The following is a 17,819-nucleotide window of genomic DNA, read 5'->3' as shown; positions in this document are numbered from 1 at the left end:
CGCCGCCTCGAGGGGCCGCCCCTCCCCCACCACTTCCAGATAGCGCATTGCCGGGCCCGGTGCCGAGATCAGCGCGGCGGCCGCCTTGGCCATGTCGATCGCCGAGCCGCCGCCCAGCGCTGCGACCACGTCGATCCGCATCTCGCGACCGCGCGCCACGATCGCCTCCAGGTCATCGAGCAGCGGCTCGCCCTTCTGGCGGATCTCCTCGACCGCGCAGCCTTGCGCGCGCAGATCGGCGGCGAGCCGGTCCGCGGCGGCGTGCGAGCCGCGCAGCAGCAGCACCCGCGTGCCATGGGCCCGGATCGCATCGACGGCATCGGCGGCGCGGCCGCGGCCGAACACGACGCGTCCCGCGGTCAGGATCTCGAAGCCGCTCATGCCGACCGGGTCGCGGCCACGGCGCGGCCCCAGGCCGCGTAGCCCTCCTCGCGGGTCGCATCATCCATCGCGGGGGCAAAGCTGCGATCGAGCTTCCAGTTCGCGGCGAAGCCCTGTTGGTCCGGGTAGATCCCGGCCCGCATCCCCGCCAGCCAGGCCACGCCCAGAGCCGTGGTCTCGGTGATCTCCGGGCGGTCCACCGGCGCGCCGGTGATGTCGGCGAGGAACTGCATGGTCCAGTCGCTGGCGCTCATGCCGCCATCCACGCGTAGCGTCGCGCGCTCGGAGGCGTCCTGCCAGTCGGCGCGCATCGCCTCGAGCAGATCGCGCGTCTGGTAGCCGACACTCTCCAGCGCCGCCCGCGCCATCTCGCGCGGGCCGGTATTGCGGGTGAGCCCGAACACCGCGCCACGGCAGTCGGGGTCCCAATAGGGCGCGCCGAGCCCGGTGAAAGCAGGGACCATGATCACCCGCTGCTGCGGATCGGCCGCCTCGGCCATGGGCTGCGTCTCGGAGGCCTTCTCGATCAGGCCGAGCCCGTCGCGCAGCCATTGCACCACGGCCCCCGCGATGAAGATCGAGCCTTCGAGCGCATAGGTCGGCTTGCCGTCGAGCTGGTAGGCCACGGTGGTCAGCAACCGATGGGTCGAGCGCACCGGCGTCTCCCCGGTGTTCAGGAGCGCGAAGCAGCCTGTGCCATATGTGGATTTCAGCATGCCGGGGGCGAAGCAGGCCTGGCCCAGCGTCGCCGCCTGCTGGTCACCCGCCACGCCGAGGATCGGGATGGCGGCACCGAGCAGCTCGGTGTTGCCGAAATCGGCGGCGCAGTCGCGCACCTCGGGCAGCATCTCCATCGGAATGTCGAGCATGCCGCAGATAGTGCTGCTCCAGCATCCCTTGTGGATGTCGTAGAGCATGGTGCGGCAGGCATTGGTGGCGTCGGTGGCGTGCACCGCGCCGCCGGTGAGGTTCCAGATCAGCCAGCTGTCGACCGTGCCGAACAGCAGCTCGCCCGCCCGCGCCCGGTCGCGCGCGCCGTCGACATGGTCGAGAATCCATTTCAGCTTGGTGCCGGAGAAGTAGGGGTCGATGATCAGGCCGGTCTTGGCGGTAACCGTCTCCTCGTCGCCCCGCTCGCGCCAGTCGCGGCAGAAGGCGGCGGTGCGGCGGTCCTGCCAGACGATGGCGTTGTGGATGGGGCGGCCGGTCTCGCGCTCCCAGACCAGCGTGGTCTCGCGCTGGTTGGTGATGCCGATGCCGGCGATGTCGGTGGCGGCCACGCCGGTCTTGTCCAGCACCGCGCGGCAGACGCGTAGGGTGCTCTGCCACAGATCGTCGGGGGCGTGCTCGACCCAGCCGCTGTCGGGGTAGTGCTGCGGGAACTCCTCCTGCGCCATGTCCACGATCTTCATGTCCGCGTCGAAGAGGATGGCGCGGCTCGAGGTGGTGCCCTGATCGATGGCGAGGATGTGGGTCATCGGAAGCTCTTGTCTTGGGTGGACGCGCCGCGGAGGGGAGGCTCCGCGGCGCGGGAGGCCGGGGCCCGCGGGCCCCGGTCGTTCACGGGCTTACTGCCAGGACTTGATCAGCTCTTCGTAGCTGATGGTCTCGGGCTCCTCGTCCTCGTTCTCCAGCTTGGGCTTGGGCGCGCCGGGCTGGTCGAGCCAGTACTGCGGATCCTGCTCCTCGTTCATGACCGGTCCCAGATCGCCCTGGATGCCGGCCCGCTCGAGCCGCTCGAGCACTTGCTCCTGCTGCTCGCAGAGGCTGTCGAGGGCCTCCTGCGCGGTCTTGGCGCCCGAGGAGGCGTCACCGATGTTCTGCCACCAGAGCTGCGCCAGCTTGGGGTAGTCGGGGATGTTGGTGCCGGTCGGCGACCAACGCACCCGGTCGGGCGAGCGGTAGAACTCGATCAGACCGCCGAGCTCGGGCGCGCGCTCGGTGAAGCTCGGATGCTGGATCGTCGATTCGCGGATGAAGGTCAGGCCCGCATGGGACTTCTCCACGTCCACGGTCTGCGAGGTGACGAACTGGGCATAGAGCCAGGCCGCCTTGGCGCGGTCGACCGGGGTCGATTCCATCAGCGTCCAGGAGCCCGCATCCTGATAGCCGACCTTCATGCCCTCTTCCCAGTAGACGCCATGCGGCGAGGGGGCCATCCGCCACTTCGGCGAGCCGTCCTCGTTAAGCACGGCCTTTGCGCCGTCGCCGACCATGTCGGCGGTGAAGGCGGTGTACCAGAACATCTGCTGGGCAATCTGGCCCTGCGCCGGGACCGGTCCGGATTCCGAGAAGGTCATGCCGGCGGCCGCGGGCGGGGCATAGTTCTGCAGCCAGTCGGTGTACTTCTCGATCGCGTAGACGGCCGCGGGCGAGTTGGTCGCACCGCCGCGGGCCACGCAGGAGCCGACGGGCTGGCTGTTCTCGTTGACGCGCACGCCCCATTCGTCGACCGGCAGGCCGTTGGGCTCGCCCTTGTCGCCCATGCCGGCCATCGACATCCACGCATCGGTGAAGCGCCAGCCGAGGCTCGGGTCCTTCTTGCCGTAATCCATGTGGCCGAAGACCTCGCCCTCGACGCCCATGTGGCTCAGGTCGCGGCCGGTGAAGAAGGCGGCGATGTCCTCATAGGCCGACCAGTTGACCGGCACGCCGAGCGGATAGCCGTATTCGGCCTCGAAATCCGCCATGTTCTTCTCATCGGTGAACCAGTCGTGGCGGAACCAGTAGAGGTTCGCGAACTGCTGGTCGGGCAGTTGGTATAGCTTGCCATCCGGGCCGGTGGTGAACTCCAGTCCGATGAAGTCGTCGAGGTTGAGGTTGGGGTTGGTGACGTCCGCGCCCTCGCCGGCCATCCAGTCGGTCAGGTTGCGCGCCTGCTGGTAACGCCAATGAGTGCCGATCAGGTCGGAGTCGTTGATATAGGCGTCATAGATGTTCTCGCCCGACTGCATCTGCGTCTGCAGCTTCTCGACCACGTCGCCTTCGCCGATCAGGTCGTGGGTGACGTTGATGCCGGTGATCGCGGTGAAGGCCGGGGCCAGGACGTTGGCTTCGTATTCATGCGTGGTGATGGTCTCGGAGACCACGTTAATCGACATGCCCGAGAACGGCTCGGCGGCGTCAATGAACCACTGCATCTCGGCTTCCTGCTCCTCGCGGGTGAGGGCAGAGCGCTCGATTTCCTCGTCGAGGAACTTGGTGGCCGCGGCCATGTCGGCCATGGCCGGCCCGGCCAAGAGGCCGAGCGCGAGGCCCAGCGCGGTGGTGGACTTCAGAAGCGGGTTCATATGGTTTCCTCCCATTTGTCGAACCGAGCAAAGACGCCGCCCTCCCCGAACGGCGCCGAACGAACCTGTCAGACCCAGCGGAACACCGCTGCGGCGTAGACGAGGCAGACCAGCATCGCCCAGGGCTGGGCCGCATCGACGAGGCCAAGCCAGGCGAGATTGATGAACGCAGAGCCCAGAAGCGTGATGAAGAGCCGGTCGCCGCGCGTCGTCTCGATCCCCAGCACGCCGGTGCGCGGCGTCTCGGGAAAGCGGATCGCCAGCACCGTGAAGATCACCAGCAACGCCGCGATCGAGCCGAAGAAGATCGCCGTGGGGATCGTCCATGCCATCCATGCCATGTCGTCTCTCCTCTCTCAGACGCGGCCGAGGGCAAAGCCCTTGGCGATGTAGTTTCGCACGAACCAGATCACGAGCGCGCCGGGCAGGATCGTCAAAACCCCCGCCGCCGCCAGCACGCCCCAGTCGAGGCCCGAGGCCGAGACCGTCCGCGTCATCGTCGCCGCGATCGGCTTGGCGTCCACGGAGGTGAGCGTGCGCGACAGCAGCAGCTCCACCCAGCTGAACATGAAGCAGAAGAAGGCGGCAACACCGATGCCGCTCGCGATCAGCGGCATGAAGATCTTCACGAAGAACTTCGGGAAGGAATAGCCGTCGATATAGGCGGTCTCGTCGATCTCGCGCGGCACGCCGCGCATGAAACCCTCGAGAATCCAGACCGCCAGCGGCACGTTGAACAGGGTATGCGCCAGCGCCACCGCGATATGCGTGTCGAACAGCCCCACCGAGGAGTAGAGCTGGAAGAAAGGCAGCGCGAAGACCGCGGGCGGCGCCATGCGGTTGGTCAGCAACCAGAAGAACAGGTGCTTGTCACCCATGAAGCGGTAGCGCGAGAAGGCATAGGCCGCGGGCAGCGCCACCACGATCGACAGGACGGTGTTCATCGTCACGTAGATGATCGAGTTGACGTAGCCCATGTACCAAGACGGGTCGGACAGGATCTTCTCGTAATTGGCCAGCGTCAGGTTGCGCGGCCAGAGCGAGAAGCCCGACAGGATCTCGGCATTGGTCTTCAGGCTCATGTTCAGCAGCCAGTAGATCGGCAGCATCAGGAACAGCAGGTAGAGCACCATCACGATCATCGAGCCGTTCGGCCGGAACCGGCGACGGGTGCGGGCTTGCGGTTCGGCGGCGCTGACATCGCCGGGGATCGAGGCCGCGCCGGGGGCGGAGGTCACAGCGTCGCTCATCAGACACCATCCCTTTTGTCGAGGTTGGTCATCACGGTGTAGAACACCCAGGAGATCAGCAGGATGACGAGGAAGTACATCAGGCTGAAGGCCGCCGCCGGGCCGAGGTCGAACTGCCCCAGCGCCATCTTCACGAGATCGATCGACAGGAAGGTGGTGGCGTTGCCGGGACCGCCGCCGGTGACGACGAAGGGCTCGGTATAGATCATGAAGCTGTCCATGAAGCGCAGCAGGATCGCGATCATCAGCACGCCGGCCATCTTCGGCAGTTCGATGAAGCGGAACACCTTCCAGCGCGAGGCCTGGTCGATCTTGGCAGCCTGGTAATAGGCGTCGGGGATCGATTGCAGACCGGCATAGGCCAGCAGCGCCACCAGCGAGGTCCAGTGCCAGACATCCATGACGATGACCGTGGCCCAGGCGTCGATCACGTTCTGGGTATAGTTGTAGTTCACGCCCAGCTTGGCCAGCACGTAGCCCAAGAGACCGATGTCGACCCGGCCGAAGATCTGCCAGATCGTGCCGACTACGTTCCACGGGATCAGCAGCGGCAGCGACATCAGCACGAGGCAGAACGAGGCCCAGAACCCCTTCTTCGGCATGTTGAGCGCGACGAAGATGCCCAGCGGCACCTCGATGGCGAGGATGATGCCGGAGAAGACCAGCTGGCGGCCCAGCGCGTTCCACATCCGCTCGCTCTCGAGCATGTCGCGGAACCAGTCGAGGCCGGCCCAGAAGAAGACGTTGTTGCCGAAGGTGTCCTGCACGGAATAGTTCACCACGGTCATCAGCGGGATCACCGCCGAGAAGCCGACGAGGATCAGCACCGGCAGGACGAGGAACCAGGCCTTCTGGTTGACGGTCTTGTTCATCACGCGGCCCTCCCCTGCAGGCTCTGCGGCGCGACGCGCCAGTCGTCGGCATAGACGTTGATGGCGTCCGCATCGAAGCTCACCCGGTCGGCGCCCGCCGGCACCGGCGTGCCCTCGTCGAGGATCGCATTGGCGGCCGTGCCGCCGACATCGAGCCGGACGATCTTGTGGCGGCCGACATCCTCGACCCGGGTGATGCGCGCGGGCAGCCCCTCGCCGCCTGCATGCAGCCGGACGAATTCGGGCCGCACGCCGATCTGCACCTGCCCGGCAACCGGAGCGTAGCTGTCGCCCAGCGGCACCGACACGCCCTGTACGGTGGCGGTCGTGCCCGACACCTGGGCGTCGAACAGGTTCATGCCGGGCGAGCCGATGAAGAAGCCGACGAAGGTATGCGCCGGCCGCTCGAACAGCTCCTGCGGCGTACCGATCTGCACCACGCGGCCGTCATACATCACCACCACCTTGTCGGCGAAGGTCAGCGCCTCGGTCTGGTCATGGGTGACATAGATCATCGTGTGGCCGAAGTCGTGGTGCAGCTGCTTGAGCTGGGTCCGAAGCTCCCATTTCATGTGCGGGTCGATCACGGTCAGCGGCTCGTCGAAGAGAAGCGCGTTCACGTCCTCGCGCACCATGCCGCGACCGAGGCTGATCTTCTGCTTGGCGTCGGCGGTCAGCCCGCGCGCCTTGCGCTTGAGCTGGTCCTCCATGCCGATCATCGCGGCGATCGCGTTGACCCGCTCGGCGATGTATTTCGGGTCGGCACCACGGTTCTTGAGCGGAAAGGCGAGGTTCTCGCCCACGCTCATCGTGTCGTAGACCACCGGAAACTGGAACACCTGTGCGATGTTGCGCTCGGCCGTGGGCGCGTCGGTCACGTCGCGCCCGTCGAACAGGATGCGGCCCCGGCTCGGCCTCAGCAGGCCGGAGATGATGTTCAGCAACGTCGACTTGCCGCAGCCCGAAGAGCCCAGCAGCGCGTAGGCCTCACCGTCGACCCAGTCGTGATTGAGCTCCTTGAGCGCCCAGTCATCGTCGGATTGCGGGTGCTTCAGGTAGGAATGCGCGAGGTTGTCGAGCGTGATCTTGGCCATGTCAGGCGGCCTCCACGTAAGCGGCTGGGGCGACGAGCGGGCCGTCCTCGGCGAAGACATAGACATGCGCCGGGTCGAGATAGGCGGTCAGTGCCTGTCCGGGACGGAGATTGCGCACGCCATGGATCAGCCCGACCCAGCGAGTACCGTGATGATCGAGATGCACGAAGGTCTCGGAGCCGGTGATCTCGGTCACCGCGAGCCGGGTCTCGAAGGCGATGTCGCCCGCACCGCTGCGCTCAAGCTCCATGTGGTTGGGCCGGAAGCCGCCCATGTAGCGCCCGTCGCGCAGAGCGCCCAGCGCGCCCGCGGCCGGCACTTCGCGCCCGCCGTCGAGATGCAGGCTGCCGCCGCGCTTCTCGAAGGGCAGGAAGTTCATCGGCGGATCCGAGAAGACCCGCGCCGTGGTCGCGTCCACCGGGTGGCGATAGACCTGCGGCGTCTCGCCGAACTGCGTCACCCGCCCCTCCCAGAGCGTGGCGACATGGCCGCCCAGCAGCAGCGCCTCCTCCGGCTCGGTGGTGGCGTAGACGAAGATCGAGCCCGCCTCTTCGAAGATCTTGGGAATCTCGGCGCGCAGCTCCTCGCGCAGCTTGTAGTCGAGATTGGCCAGCGGCTCGTCGAGCAGCACCAGACCCGCATCCTTCACCAGCGCGCGGGCCAGCGCGCAGCGCTGCTGCTGGCCGCCCGACAGCTCGAGCGGCTTGCGGTCGAGAAACGGCGTGAGCTTCATCATCTCTGCCGATTTGCGCACCGCGGCGTCGATCTCGCTCTTGGACTTGCCCGAGATCCGCATCGGCGAGGCAATGTTGTCGTAGACCGTCATGGACGGGTAGTTGATGAACTGCTGGTAGACCATCGCCACCTTGCGGTCCTGCACCCGCACTCCGGTCACGTCCTCGCCGTTCCACAGGATGCGGCCCGTCGTGGGCGCGTCGAGCCCCGCCATCAGCCGCATCAACGACGTCTTGCCCGACAAGGTCGGGCCCAGCAGCACGTTCATCGTGCCGTTTTGCAACGTGAGATCGGTGCGGTGGATATGGGTCTGACCCTCCACCCGCTTCGACACGCCCTCCAGCGTCAGCGTCATTGTCGTCCTCCCTGCCGAGCGGCGGCCTCAGCCGTGCCGCGCGACCCTCTCTCCCTGCATCCAGTCCTCCAGCGCCGCGACCTGGTCTCCCGACAGGCGCAGCCCCAGCTTCGATCGCCGCCACAGCACGTCATCCGCGCTGCGAGCGTATTCCTTTTCCATCAGCCACGCGACCTCGGCCTCGCTGAGCGTCGCGCCGAAATCTCGACCCAGATCCTCGGCACGCCGCGCCGCGCCGAGAATGACGCGCGCCTCGGTGCCGTAGGCGCGCACCAGCCGCCGCGCCCAGACGTGGTCGAGGAACGGGTAATCCGCCTTGAGCCCAGCGATCAGCGCCTCGACCCCGTCGACCGGGAAATTGCCGCCAGGAAGCGGCGCCCCGGCGGTCCAGGGCCCCTTCACCCCGTCGAAGAACGGCGCGATCTTTTCCAGCGCGCTTTCGGCAAGTCGGCGATAGGTGGTGATCTTGCCGCCGAAGACGTTGAGCACCGGCGCGCCGCCCTCGGCCTCGACCTTGAGCGTGTAGTCGCGCGTCGCCGCCGTGGCGCTTGAGGCACCGTCGTCATAGAGCGGGCGCACGCCGGAATAGGTCCAGACGATGTCGTCGCGCGTCACCGGCCGGGCAAAGTAGCGGCTGGCGAAGCGGCACAGATACTCCTGCTCCTCGAGGGTGCAGACTGCGGGCTGCGACGGGTCGGGGTGGTCCGCATCGGTGGTGCCGATCAGCGTGAAATCGGTCTCGTAGGGGATCGCGAAGATGATCCGCCCATCCGTGCCCTGGAAGAAATAGCACTTGTCGTGATCGTAGAGCCGCTTGGTGACGATATGGCTGCCGCGCACCAGCCGCACGCCGTCGCGGGTCTCGACGTCGATCGCCCCTTCGAGCAGCCGGCCCACCCAAGGCCCGCCGGCATTGACCAGCATCCGCGCGCGATGGGTGCGGCGGGCGCCGCTGGGCTGGTCCTCGGTCTCGACCACCCAGATTCCGTCCTCACGCGCCGCGCTCAGCACCTTGGTCCGGGTCATGATCGTCGCGCCGCGCGCCTCGGCGTCGCGGGCGTTGAGCGCGACCAGCCGGGAATCCTCGACCCAGCAGTCGGAATACTCGTAGGCGGTCTCGAACTTGGGATCGAGCGGGCCGCCCGCCGGGTCGTTCTTCAGGTCGACGGTGCGGGTGCCGGGCAGAATCTTCCGCCCGCCCAGATGGTCGTACATGAAGAGGCCGAGACGGATCAGCCAAGCCGGGCGACGCCCGCGCATCCACGGCATCACCGTGCCCAGAAGCTTCGAGGTCGGCGTATCGCTCTCGAAGCGCATCGAGGGGTGATAGGGCAGCACGAAGCGCATCGGCCAAGAGATGTGCGGCATGGCCCTGAGCAAGGTCTCGCGCTCGATCAGCGCCTCGCGCACCAGCCGGAACTCGAAATATTCGAGGTAGCGCAGCCCGCCATGGAACAGCTTGGTCGAGGCCGAGGAGGTCGCCTGAGCGAGATCGCCCATCTCGGCCAGCACCACCGAGAGGCCGCGCCCGGCGGCGTCACGGGCGATGCCGCAGCCATTGATGCCACCGCCGATCACGAAGAGATCGGAGACCGGCTCGGATGTCGGGCTATGCGACACGTGGACCCTCCCGTCCGGTGTTCGATTGCCCGTGACACTGCCCCCGGCGCGCGCGTCTGGCAAGAACAATTTTTCGTTTCGGTTCGTTTTTTTCGCATTGCGAATCCCCGCAAACCCTCGCGATTGCACGTGAAAGGCGAGGGCCCGGCGCGTTGCAGGCGACGCAATGCCGCGTTCTGTTGCGTTTCGAGCAAAACCGCGCATGATGGAACATCGCCGCAGGAGCCCGCCCATGTCCCAGAGCTTTCGCCAGCCCGAGATCCTCGAGATCGCCCGCCGCGACGGGCGGGTGACGGTGGAAGGGCTGGCCGAGCATTTCAACGTGACGCTGCAGACGATCCGCCGCGATCTCACCGAGCTGGCCGAGGCCGGGCGGCTCGACCGGGTGCATGGCGGCGCGGTGCTGCCCTCCGGCACGGTCAATATCGGCTACGAGCATCGCCGCACGCTCAACCCCGGGCCCAAGGCCGCCATCGCCGCCGCCTGCGCTGCCGAGATCCCCGACGATGCCTCGATCTTCCTCAACATCGGCACCTCGACCGAGGCGGTGGCGCGGGCGCTGCTGCGGCATCGCGGCCTGATGGTGGTAACCAACAACATCAACGTCGCCCATATCCTCGCCGAGAACGCCGAAGCGCAGGTGATCGTCGCCGGCGGCGCGCTGCGGCGGGCCGATGGCGGGCTGGTCGGGTCGCTGACCACCCAGACCGTGCAGCAGTTCAAGTTCGACCTTGCCGTGATCGGCTGCTCGGCGCTCGACGAGGAGGGCGACCTTCTCGATTTCGATATCGAGGAGGTCGGCGTGAACCACGAGTTGATCCGCCGCTCGCGCCGCACCGTTCTTGTGGCCGACCGTTCCAAGTTCTCGCGCTCCGCCCCGGCTCGGATCGCCTCGCTGCGCGAGATCGACGTGTTCTACACCGATGCACCGCTGCCTGAACCGTTGGCGCGGCGCTGCGTTGAATGGAACACGCGGGTCGTGGTGGCTCGGCCCGGTTAGGTCCGGCCGGGCGTGCACTGGCTCTTCACCCTTGCCCGCCATAAACAGGCCGGGTTCCCCCCTCCCCGGAGATCCGATGCCCGTTCCCCTGCCCAGACTGATCCTGCGCCTCGCGCTCGTCGCGGTGCTGGTCGCGTCTGCGCTGTGGTTCGGCGTCTGGCTGCGCGGCTTCGTGGCCGAGATGGCGGCCCAGGGCCGGATCGAGCTTCTGGGCCTGACGCTGCTCGGGTTGCTGCTGCTCTATGCCCTGCTGCTGGCGATCCCCTTCGTGCCCGGGGCCGAGATCGGGCTGGCGCTGCTGATGACCCATGGCGCGGCGGCAGCGCCGGTGGTCTGGGCCGCCACCGCCGTTGGGCTGATGCTGGCCTTCCTCGTCGGCCGCGGGCTTTCGGCGCCGCGGGCCTGCGCGATGCTCCAACGGCTCGGTATGGAGCGGGCGGCCGCGGCGCTTGAACGCCAGCGCAAGACGGATCCCGAAACCCGGCTGCGCCGGCTCGAGGCGGCGGTGCCGCGCTGGGCCCGTGGTTGGGCGCTGCGGCGGCGCCACCTTCTGCTGGCGCTGCTGATCAACCTGCCGGGCAACACGATCCTCGGCGGCGGTGGCGGCATCCTCATGGCCGCCGGCGCCAGCCGCCTGTTCCGCCCCTTGCCGGTGGCGCTGATGCTGGCGCTGGCCACCGCGCCGCTGCCGCTGCTGGTGCTGATCACCGGGCCCGACTTCCTCGGCTGAGCGGTCTGGCCCCGCACCGCGCAGCGGCGTAACGATGGGCCGGCAGCCACGGAGACGCGACTTGGCCTATCTCGACAACATCCGCACCTTCGTCAGGGTCTACGAGCTGGGGTCGATGTCGGCGGCGGGCCGTGACCTGCGGATCTCAGCCGCTGTGGCCTCGGCCCGGATCGGCCAGCTCGAGGCCCATCTGGGCGTGCGCCTGTTCCAGCGCACCACCCGCAGCCTCGCCCCGACCGAGCAGGGGCGCCGGTTCTACGACGGTGCGGTGGCGGTGATCGAGAAGGTCGAAGAGGCCGAAGCCCTGGTCGCGCAGATCACCGAAACGCCGCGTGGCACGATCCATGTCGCGGCGCCGCTCGGCGCGGGGCGGCGGCTGATCGCGCCCGAACTGCCCGGCTTCGCCGCCGCCTATCCGCAGGTCGATCTGCGACTGCGCCTCTCGGACCGGATCATCGATCTCGCCGCCGAGGCCATCGATCTGCGCTTCTTCCTCGGCCGGCCGCGCGACAGCGACCTGACGATCCGGCAGATCGCCACCTGCGCGCGCGTGCTCTGCGCCGCGCCGGACTACATCGCCCGGCGCGGCGCGCCCCGGGACGGGGCCGATCTGGTGGCGCAGGGCCATGATTGCCTGAACCTGCGCTTTCCCGGCGCGACCGAGTTCCGCTGGACCCTGCAGACCCCCGATGGCCCGCAGGCCCATGCCGTCTCGGGGCGGCTGGAATGCGATGATGGCGACGTGCTGACCGATTGGGCGCTGGACGGTGCGGGGATCGCGATGAAGCCGGTCTTCGAGATCGCGGAGCACCTCGCCTCCGGGCGGCTGGTCGCGGTCTGCACCGAGACGCCGCCCCTGCCGGTTCAGATGGCTTGCCTGTTCACCCACCGGCGGCTGCAGGACCCCAAGATCCGGCTGTTCATCGATCACATGGCCGGGCGCATCGGCGCGGCGCTGAGTGCCGCGGAATCGCGCGCCGGGCCGCTCGAGGCCCGCGATATCGGCAAATAATTGCTCATTGCTGCATCCCACTGGAACCGTTTGTGAATGCGAAAGCCGACTCGGGTATACGCGGAGGGGACAGCCTAGGAGATCGCTCTTGTTCGCAGCCATCGGTACCGCCATTTCCCCCGAGCGCCCCGTCAGCCCCGCCGAGACCGGGCCCCTGGTGCGCACCGCCGTTCTACTGGCACGGGTCTGGGAGCTGGGCGACGCGCAGATGGTGGCGATCCTCGGCGGGATGCAGCCCGAGAGCTGGCGCCGCTGGTGCGCCGGCTGCGTCGAGATCGTCGACCGCGAGCGGCTCCGCCGCATGGCGCTTCTGCGCGACATCCACCTCGCGACCCGCACCGCCAGCGCCGGGCTCGGGGCGGCCGACTGGATCCGCGCGCGCCAGCCCGCACTGGCCGGTCGCAGCCCGCTGCAGATGATGGCCTCGGGCCAGATCGACGATCTGGTGCGCCTGCGCGACGCCTACGCACCGCTCGCCGCCTGATCCCGCCCCGCCGGCCACGTTGACACCGCCCCGGCAGCGGCTAGGAGGGCGCGCGCCCTCCTGACGCCCGGAGCCTCGACATGGACCTGCCCATCGCACCGCTGCTCGCGGCGCTTGATCTCATTTCCGCCGTCTCCTTCGCCGCCACCGGCGCGCTGGTCGCCTCGCGCAAGGAGCTCGACATCCTCGGTTTCGTGTGGTTCGCGGTGATCACCGGCGTCGGCGGTGGCACCACGCGCGACCTGATCCTCGGCCAGCCGGTGTTCTGGGTCGAGGACCCGACCCCGGTGATCGCCTGCATCCTGACCGCCATCGTCACGCATTTCGCCGCGCATCTGATGGAATACCGCTACCGCTACATCCTGTGGCTCGACGCCTTCGGCATGGCGCTGGTGAGCGTGGTCGGCACGCTCAAGGCGCTCGATGCGGGTGCGGGGGTGACGGTGGCGATCGCCATGGGCGTGATCACCGCCAATGTCGGCGGCATCATCCGCGACACGCTGGGCCAGGAGCCCTCGGTGATCCTGCGCCGCGAGATCTATGTCGCGGCCTCGATGCTGGGCGCGGCGGGCTGCGCGGCCCTCGCGAGCTTCGGTGCCCCGCGCGAGGCGGCGGCGCTGGCTGGCTTCGGGCTGGCCTTCGCGCTCAGGATCGTGGCGCTGTGGCGCAGCTGGTCGCTGCCGGCCTACCGCTCGCGCCCGGGGCGTCACAACCCGCCCGCCGATCTCTGAGGCGCATGAAAAAGGGGGCGTCGCCGCCCCCTTTTCCGGATCGTTCGGATCGTCCGGTCAGCCGAGCGGACGGGTCCGGGCCGGCGCGGCCCAGGCGTCGCGGTCGAGGTCGAGATCGGCGTAGTCCGCGATCTCAAGCACCGGCTCGACTGCCCCGGCGCGCAGCTGGCGACGGTAGTCGGCCAGCAGCCGCAGCCCAACCGGGAACAGCATCGCCAGCGCCAGCAGGTTGACCAGCGCCAGAAGCCCCATCAGCGGGTCGGAGAAGAAGAACACCGCAGTGGCACCGGGCGCCGCGGCGCCGAGGAACACGACCAGCGGCACCGCGAGGCGCAGCAGCAGCCGGGCGATCTTGGTGTCCGACAGCACGGTCAGCGCGGTCTCACCGAGATAGTAGTTGTAGATGATCGAGCTGAAGGCGAAGAGCAGCACCGCGCCGGTCAGGAAGTACTGCGACCAGTCGCCCAGATGGCCGACAAGGCTCTGCTGGGTCAGTGCCACGCCGTCGACATCGGTCGCGCCGGGCACGTAGACGTCGCCGAGCAGGATCACCAGCGCCGTGCAGGTGCAGATGATGATGGTGTCGATGAACACCGACAGCGACTGCACGATGCCCTGGCTGATCGGGTGCGGCACCGCCGCCGCCGCCGCGACGTTGGGCGCCGAGCCGAGGCCCGCCTCGTTGGAGAACAGGCCGCGCCGCATGCCCTGCGAGACGGCGGCACCGATGCCGCCGCCCACGGCTTCCTCGAGACCCACGGCGTTGGCGACGATGGTCCACAGCGCCTGCGGCACCTCGGTGACGTTGAGCACGATCACCGCCAGCGCCAGCACGATGTAGCCGATCGCCATGATCGGGATGATCACGTCGGAGACGCGGGCGATCCGCTTGATGCCGCCGAAGACGATCACCAGCGTGACCAGCGCCAGACCGAGGCCGACCCAGATCGGGTCGAGCCCGAGGCTGTCCTGCGCGGCCACGGCGACGGTGTTGCCCTGGAAGGCCGAGAAGCCGAGACCGAAGGAGGCCAGCAGGCAGATCGCGTAGAGGACGGCGAGCCAGTTGAAATTGGCGCCGAGCCCGTGGCGGATGTACTGCGCCGGGCCGCCACGGAAGGTGCCGTCGGGCTCGGTCCGCTTGTAGAGCTGGGCCAGCGCGCATTCGAACAGCGAGGTCGCCATGCCGATCAGCGCGACCACCCACATCCAGAACACCGCACCGGGTCCGCCGAGCGTGATCGCCACCGCGACGCCGGCGATGTTGCCGCCGCCAACCCGGCCGCCGATCGACACCAGCAGCGCCTCGCGCGAGGACACGCCGCCGTCACGGTCGCCGCCATCCGACAGCACGCCCCACATGCGCCCGAAATAGCGCAGCTGGACAAAGCCCGAGAGCAGAGTGAAGGCACCGCCGAGCACGACGAGGAACGGGATCAGCGCCCAGCCCCATGTCGCGTCCCCGAGCCAGCCGAAGAGCGTCTGAAGATATGTCATGCGGTGCTGTCTCCCCTGTGGCACGCAACGATTACGGTGCGGCTCTCTGGCGCGTTTGCGCAAGAGGCGCAACGCATTGTTCCGATACAGGCCGTCATAGAAGCACCAGTGCCACGGAGCCTGCATAAAGACCCAGCACGATCACGCTCTCGAATCCGATCCGCACCGGGCCGGTCTTCTCGCGCCGCAGCATTCCGAGCAGCAGCACTCCGGTCATCAGCATCGCGATCAGCGCAGTAGTACGGTCGGCAGCGGTCATCGCCCCGTAGATCGACCCCTCGTCGAAGAAGTCGGCGGCCGACAGGAACATCACCTCGAAGGCATTGCCGCCGATCACGTCGCCCACCGCGAGGCTGACCGCGCCGATCCGGACCGCGGCGACGGCGGTGACCAGTTCGGGCAGGGAATTGGCGACGCCGGCAAAGATCGTGCCCACCGCGCTCTCGCCCATGCCGGTGATCTCGACCAGCGCGAGGCTCGCCTCGCCGATCACCCAGCCCGCCACCGCCGTAGCACCCGCATAGAGCGCGAAGCGCAGCCACAGGCCGGTGTCGGACTTGCCGCCTTCGCGATCCGGTTCTGATACTTCTTCGCGGGTCTCGTCGGTGTCGACCGGGTGCCACATCGGGTCGTCGTGAATACGGCTCAGCAGCCGCAGGCCGAAGCCGTAGCCCACCGGGATCAGCAGCGAAGCGGGGTGCACGCCCCAGATGGTGATCTGCGGCTCGGTCGAGGCGATGAGCGGGATCGACAGCAGCACCACCAGCAGGACGCCCTGCGCGAGCCCGGTGGCCGAAGCCGCCGCATGTTCGAGATTGGCGCGCCGATAGAACAGGTCGGCCACGGCGATGAAGGCGGTCTGCGCGGTCAGCCCGCCCAGCGCGTTGCCCACGGCAAGCTCGGAGGCGCCTTGCGCGGCAGTGGAAACGGAGGTGATCGCGCCCGGTAGCGAGGTCGCCGCGCCGACGAAGAGCGCGCCGGCCACCACCTCGCCCATGCCGGTCCGGTCGGCCAATGCATCCGCGACATGGGCGAGCCGGACACCCGCCAGCGCGATCACCGCCGCCGCCATCACGAAGATGCCAGCGACGGTCCAGAGCGGGAGACCCGCCAGATTCATTTATCGGACGGTGTCTCGCATCACTGCGCCGCCGTGAAGGCCCGGCCTTCGAACAGCGCGCAGGAGCCGTCGCTGTCGGCAATCGCGATGTCGGCGCCGCTGGAATGGATCTGGCAGCGCATCGGGAAGATCGCCGACCCGGTGTCACCCTGCACTTCGTCGAGGGTCAGCACGCCATCGGCAACGGTATAGCGGCCGTTGACCCGGCCCAGCCGGTCGCTGCCCGCCATGCTGAAGCGGCCATCCTCGGAGAACTTCACCGCGATCGGGCCAAGCGTGTAGAGCCCCGGCTCGATCGACTGCACCGGCTCGCCGGCCTCGGCCACCTCGTCGACCATCGACGGGCTCGCGGCGGGACCTGCGGGCTGATCGGACGACGCCACCTCGTTTGCCGACTGCTCGGCAGGCGCCGCGGCGGCGGCTTCGACGGGAGCAGCCTCCTCGGCCACCGGCGCGGCATCCGCTTCCTCCGGCAGATCGGTGATTTGCGGGCGAGGGGCATCCGCTTCGGCCTCAACGGCCTCGCCCTCATCCAGCGGGGCGGTTTCCGCGTCAGCCGCTTGCGGCTCGACCGGCGCCTCCTGCGTTTCTTCGGGCAGGTCGGTCACCTGCGGCCGCGCCTCCGACCCTTCGGTCACCGACACTTCGTTCACGGACTCTTCGGCCGAAACCGCGTCCTCCTGCGACTCCTCGGGCAGATCCGTGATTTGCGGGCGGATCGCGGTCGCAGAGGTGCCGGCGATCCGGGCTTCGACACGCGCCAGTTCCTCGGCCCGGCGGGCCAGGTTCTGCGCCAGATCCGCCACTTCCTGCTGGAGCAGCTGCCGCTGCTCGCGCGCGGCTTCGACCTCCTGCGACAGCGACTGCCGATCTTCGGTGAGACGAGACACCTCGGTCTCCAGCCCGTCGCGGCGCTCGGTCAGCTCGGCGACGCGGGCTTCGGCCTCGTTGGCGCGTTGTTCAAGGGCGGTGGTCTCTTCGCGCAGCGCGCTCAGATCGGTTTCGGCCTGCGAGACCTGCTCGGTCAAAGTGGCGGCCTCCTGGCTCAGCGTTGCGATCAGCTGACGCAGCTCGGCTTCTTCGGCGCGCGCCTGCTCGAGCCGCTGGCTCACTTCGCGCAGTTCGGCCGTGGCGGCTTCGGCAGCCTCGGCGGCCTCGGCGCGGCGGCTCTCGAAATTGTCGAGTTCGGTCCGCAGCGGGGCCAGCCGCTCCTCAAGCGCCTGAGTCTGGGCCTGCGCCTGAGCCAGATCGGCCTCGGCATCCGCGATCTCGCCGGACAGCTCCTGCAGCCGAGCCTCGGCGGGAGCGATGTCAGCTTCGATCGTGGCGCGCCGGTTCTCGAGCTCCTGCTCTTCGACCCTGAGACCGTCCAGCTCGGCGCGCAGCGCCTCGATGCTGCCCATGGTCTCGGTCTGGATGGCGACCTGATCCTCGAGGTCGACGAGGCGAACGCGCGCCTCCTCGAGATCGCCGCCGACCGATGCGCGCGCGATCAGCAACCACAGCACCAAGAGCCAGCCGATCACCGCGGCGGCAATCGCGATCCAGTAGTTGCGCGAGCCGTTCGGCCGCTTCGCGGGTTCGGCGGTATCGGTCATGTCAGGCAATCTCCCCTCGTGGCACCCATGGCGCCATATTCTTGTCGCCAAGG

17 protein-coding genes (1 of these 17 only partly in view) are annotated in these 17,819 nt (G+C 68.3%); 5 read left to right on the top strand and 12 right to left on the bottom strand.

The window, feature by feature from the left end; translation table 11 throughout:
* The 9 genes from T8T21_RS12770 to glpD form a co-directional block, all read right to left on the bottom strand.
* Positions 1–381, bottom strand: the 5' end (the start) of a protein-coding gene (locus T8T21_RS12770; protein ID WP_322335850.1) for an iron-containing alcohol dehydrogenase. 759 nt of this gene lie to the left of the window's left edge; only the first 381 of its 1,140 coding nucleotides appear in the window; the start codon lies at positions 379–381; its stop codon lies off the left edge, out of view.
* A complete protein-coding gene (gene glpK / locus T8T21_RS12765; RefSeq protein WP_322335849.1) occupies positions 378–1,859 on the bottom strand; it encodes a glycerol kinase GlpK in 1,482 nt (493 codons plus the stop codon). Before glpK ends, T8T21_RS12770 begins: the two co-directional genes overlap by 4 nt.
* A gap of 90 nt (positions 1,860–1,949) precedes the next feature.
* The gene (locus T8T21_RS12760; protein WP_322335848.1) at positions 1,950–3,671 is read right to left on the bottom strand and encodes an ABC transporter substrate-binding protein; all 1,722 of its coding nucleotides are present in this window, start codon (positions 3,669–3,671) and stop codon (positions 1,950–1,952) included.
* Between the two features lie 68 nt (positions 3,672–3,739).
* On the bottom strand, positions 3,740–4,012 hold the full coding sequence (locus T8T21_RS12755; RefSeq protein ID WP_183469781.1) for a DUF2160 domain-containing protein: 273 nt from the start codon (positions 4,010–4,012) through the stop codon (positions 3,740–3,742).
* A gap of 15 nt (positions 4,013–4,027) precedes the next feature.
* On the bottom strand, positions 4,028–4,921 hold the full coding sequence (locus T8T21_RS12750) for a carbohydrate ABC transporter permease (protein ID WP_322335847.1): 894 nt from the start codon (positions 4,919–4,921) through the stop codon (positions 4,028–4,030).
* The gene (locus T8T21_RS12745) at positions 4,921–5,793 is read right to left on the bottom strand and encodes a carbohydrate ABC transporter permease (protein WP_183469785.1); all 873 of its coding nucleotides are present in this window, start codon (positions 5,791–5,793) and stop codon (positions 4,921–4,923) included. Before T8T21_RS12745 ends, T8T21_RS12750 begins: the two co-directional genes overlap by 1 nt.
* Entirely contained in the window at positions 5,793–6,887 is a 1,095-nt protein-coding gene (locus T8T21_RS12740; protein WP_322335846.1) for an ABC transporter ATP-binding protein, read from the bottom strand. The genes T8T21_RS12745 and T8T21_RS12740 overlap by 1 nt, the downstream gene beginning before the upstream one ends.
* A 1-nt stretch (position 6,888) precedes the next feature.
* Positions 6,889–7,977 (bottom strand): ABC transporter ATP-binding protein, encoded by a 1,089-nt coding sequence (locus T8T21_RS12735; protein WP_183469788.1) that lies wholly within the window; start codon positions 7,975–7,977, stop codon positions 6,889–6,891.
* 27 nt (positions 7,978–8,004) lie between these two features.
* Positions 8,005–9,597, bottom strand: coding sequence for a glycerol-3-phosphate dehydrogenase (gene glpD, locus T8T21_RS12730; RefSeq protein WP_322335845.1), 1,593 nt, complete (start codon positions 9,595–9,597; stop codon positions 8,005–8,007).
* Positions 9,598–9,829: 232 nt separating this feature from the next.
* Here glpD and T8T21_RS12725 point away from each other — a divergent pair, with 232 nt between their 5' ends.
* The 5 genes from T8T21_RS12725 to T8T21_RS12705 all read left to right on the top strand — a co-directional run bounded on the left by T8T21_RS12725 (position 9,830) and on the right by T8T21_RS12705 (position 13,554).
* Positions 9,830–10,597 (top strand): DeoR/GlpR family DNA-binding transcription regulator, encoded by a 768-nt coding sequence (locus T8T21_RS12725; protein ID WP_322335844.1) that lies wholly within the window; start codon positions 9,830–9,832, stop codon positions 10,595–10,597.
* 76 nt (positions 10,598–10,673) lie between these two features.
* On the top strand, positions 10,674–11,327 hold the full coding sequence (locus tag T8T21_RS12720; protein WP_322335843.1) for a hypothetical protein: 654 nt from the start codon (positions 10,674–10,676) through the stop codon (positions 11,325–11,327).
* 61 nt (positions 11,328–11,388) lie between these two features.
* Complete coding sequence (locus T8T21_RS12715) at positions 11,389–12,339, top strand: LysR family transcriptional regulator (RefSeq protein ID WP_322335842.1); 951 nt, start codon at positions 11,389–11,391, stop codon at positions 12,337–12,339.
* Between the two features lie 88 nt (positions 12,340–12,427).
* A complete protein-coding gene (locus T8T21_RS12710) occupies positions 12,428–12,823 on the top strand; it encodes an antitoxin Xre/MbcA/ParS toxin-binding domain-containing protein (RefSeq protein WP_322335841.1) in 396 nt (131 codons plus the stop codon).
* 80 nt (positions 12,824–12,903) lie between these two features.
* Complete coding sequence (locus tag T8T21_RS12705; protein ID WP_183469801.1) at positions 12,904–13,554, top strand: trimeric intracellular cation channel family protein; 651 nt, start codon at positions 12,904–12,906, stop codon at positions 13,552–13,554.
* Between the two features lie 57 nt (positions 13,555–13,611).
* Here T8T21_RS12705 and T8T21_RS12700 read toward each other — a convergent pair whose 3' ends face one another.
* The 3 genes from T8T21_RS12700 to T8T21_RS12690 all read right to left on the bottom strand — a co-directional run bounded on the left by T8T21_RS12700 (position 13,612) and on the right by T8T21_RS12690 (position 17,766).
* Positions 13,612–15,048, bottom strand: coding sequence for an alanine/glycine:cation symporter family protein (locus T8T21_RS12700; RefSeq protein ID WP_322335840.1), 1,437 nt, complete (start codon positions 15,046–15,048; stop codon positions 13,612–13,614).
* Positions 15,049–15,142: 94 nt separating this feature from the next.
* The gene (locus T8T21_RS12695; RefSeq protein WP_322335839.1) at positions 15,143–16,168 is read right to left on the bottom strand and encodes a sodium:calcium antiporter; all 1,026 of its coding nucleotides are present in this window, start codon (positions 16,166–16,168) and stop codon (positions 15,143–15,145) included.
* Between the two features lie 20 nt (positions 16,169–16,188).
* Entirely contained in the window at positions 16,189–17,766 is a 1,578-nt protein-coding gene (locus tag T8T21_RS12690; RefSeq protein WP_322335838.1) for a coiled-coil domain-containing protein, read from the bottom strand.
* Positions 17,767–17,819 lie beyond the last annotated feature (53 nt).

This window comes from Limimaricola variabilis, assembly GCF_034371605.1.
Lineage (GTDB): Bacteria > Pseudomonadota > Alphaproteobacteria > Rhodobacterales > Rhodobacteraceae > Limimaricola > Limimaricola variabilis.
This window is presented reverse-complemented; position numbering and strand designations above follow the sequence as displayed.

What these genes read in the sequence shown, in the direction of transcription:
- T8T21_RS12720 (WP_322335843.1), top strand. Translation starts at nt 10,674, where the DNA reads ATGCCCGTTCCCCTGCCCAGACTGATCCTGCGCCTCGCGCTCGTCGCG.
- T8T21_RS12750 (WP_322335847.1), bottom strand. Translation starts at nt 4,921, where the DNA reads ATGAGCGACGCTGTGACCTCCGCCCCCGGCGCGGCCTCGATCCCCGGC.
- T8T21_RS12740 (WP_322335846.1), bottom strand. Translation starts at nt 6,887, where the DNA reads ATGGCCAAGATCACGCTCGACAACCTCGCGCATTCCTACCTGAAGCAC.
- T8T21_RS12690 (WP_322335838.1), bottom strand. Translation starts at nt 17,766, where the DNA reads ATGACCGATACCGCCGAACCCGCGAAGCGGCCGAACGGCTCGCGCAAC.
- T8T21_RS12695 (WP_322335839.1), bottom strand. Translation starts at nt 16,168, where the DNA reads ATGAATCTGGCGGGTCTCCCGCTCTGGACCGTCGCTGGCATCTTCGTG.
- T8T21_RS12700 (WP_322335840.1), bottom strand. Translation starts at nt 15,048, where the DNA reads ATGACATATCTTCAGACGCTCTTCGGCTGGCTCGGGGACGCGACATGG.
- T8T21_RS12725 (WP_322335844.1), top strand. Translation starts at nt 9,830, where the DNA reads ATGTCCCAGAGCTTTCGCCAGCCCGAGATCCTCGAGATCGCCCGCCGC.
- T8T21_RS12755 (WP_183469781.1), bottom strand. Translation starts at nt 4,012, where the DNA reads ATGGCATGGATGGCATGGACGATCCCCACGGCGATCTTCTTCGGCTCG.
- T8T21_RS12760 (WP_322335848.1), bottom strand. Translation starts at nt 3,671, where the DNA reads ATGAACCCGCTTCTGAAGTCCACCACCGCGCTGGGCCTCGCGCTCGGC.
- T8T21_RS12705 (WP_183469801.1), top strand. Translation starts at nt 12,904, where the DNA reads ATGGACCTGCCCATCGCACCGCTGCTCGCGGCGCTTGATCTCATTTCC.
- T8T21_RS12735 (WP_183469788.1), bottom strand. Translation starts at nt 7,977, where the DNA reads ATGACGCTGACGCTGGAGGGCGTGTCGAAGCGGGTGGAGGGTCAGACC.
- glpK (WP_322335849.1), bottom strand. Translation starts at nt 1,859, where the DNA reads ATGACCCACATCCTCGCCATCGATCAGGGCACCACCTCGAGCCGCGCC.
- T8T21_RS12745 (WP_183469785.1), bottom strand. Translation starts at nt 5,793, where the DNA reads ATGAACAAGACCGTCAACCAGAAGGCCTGGTTCCTCGTCCTGCCGGTG.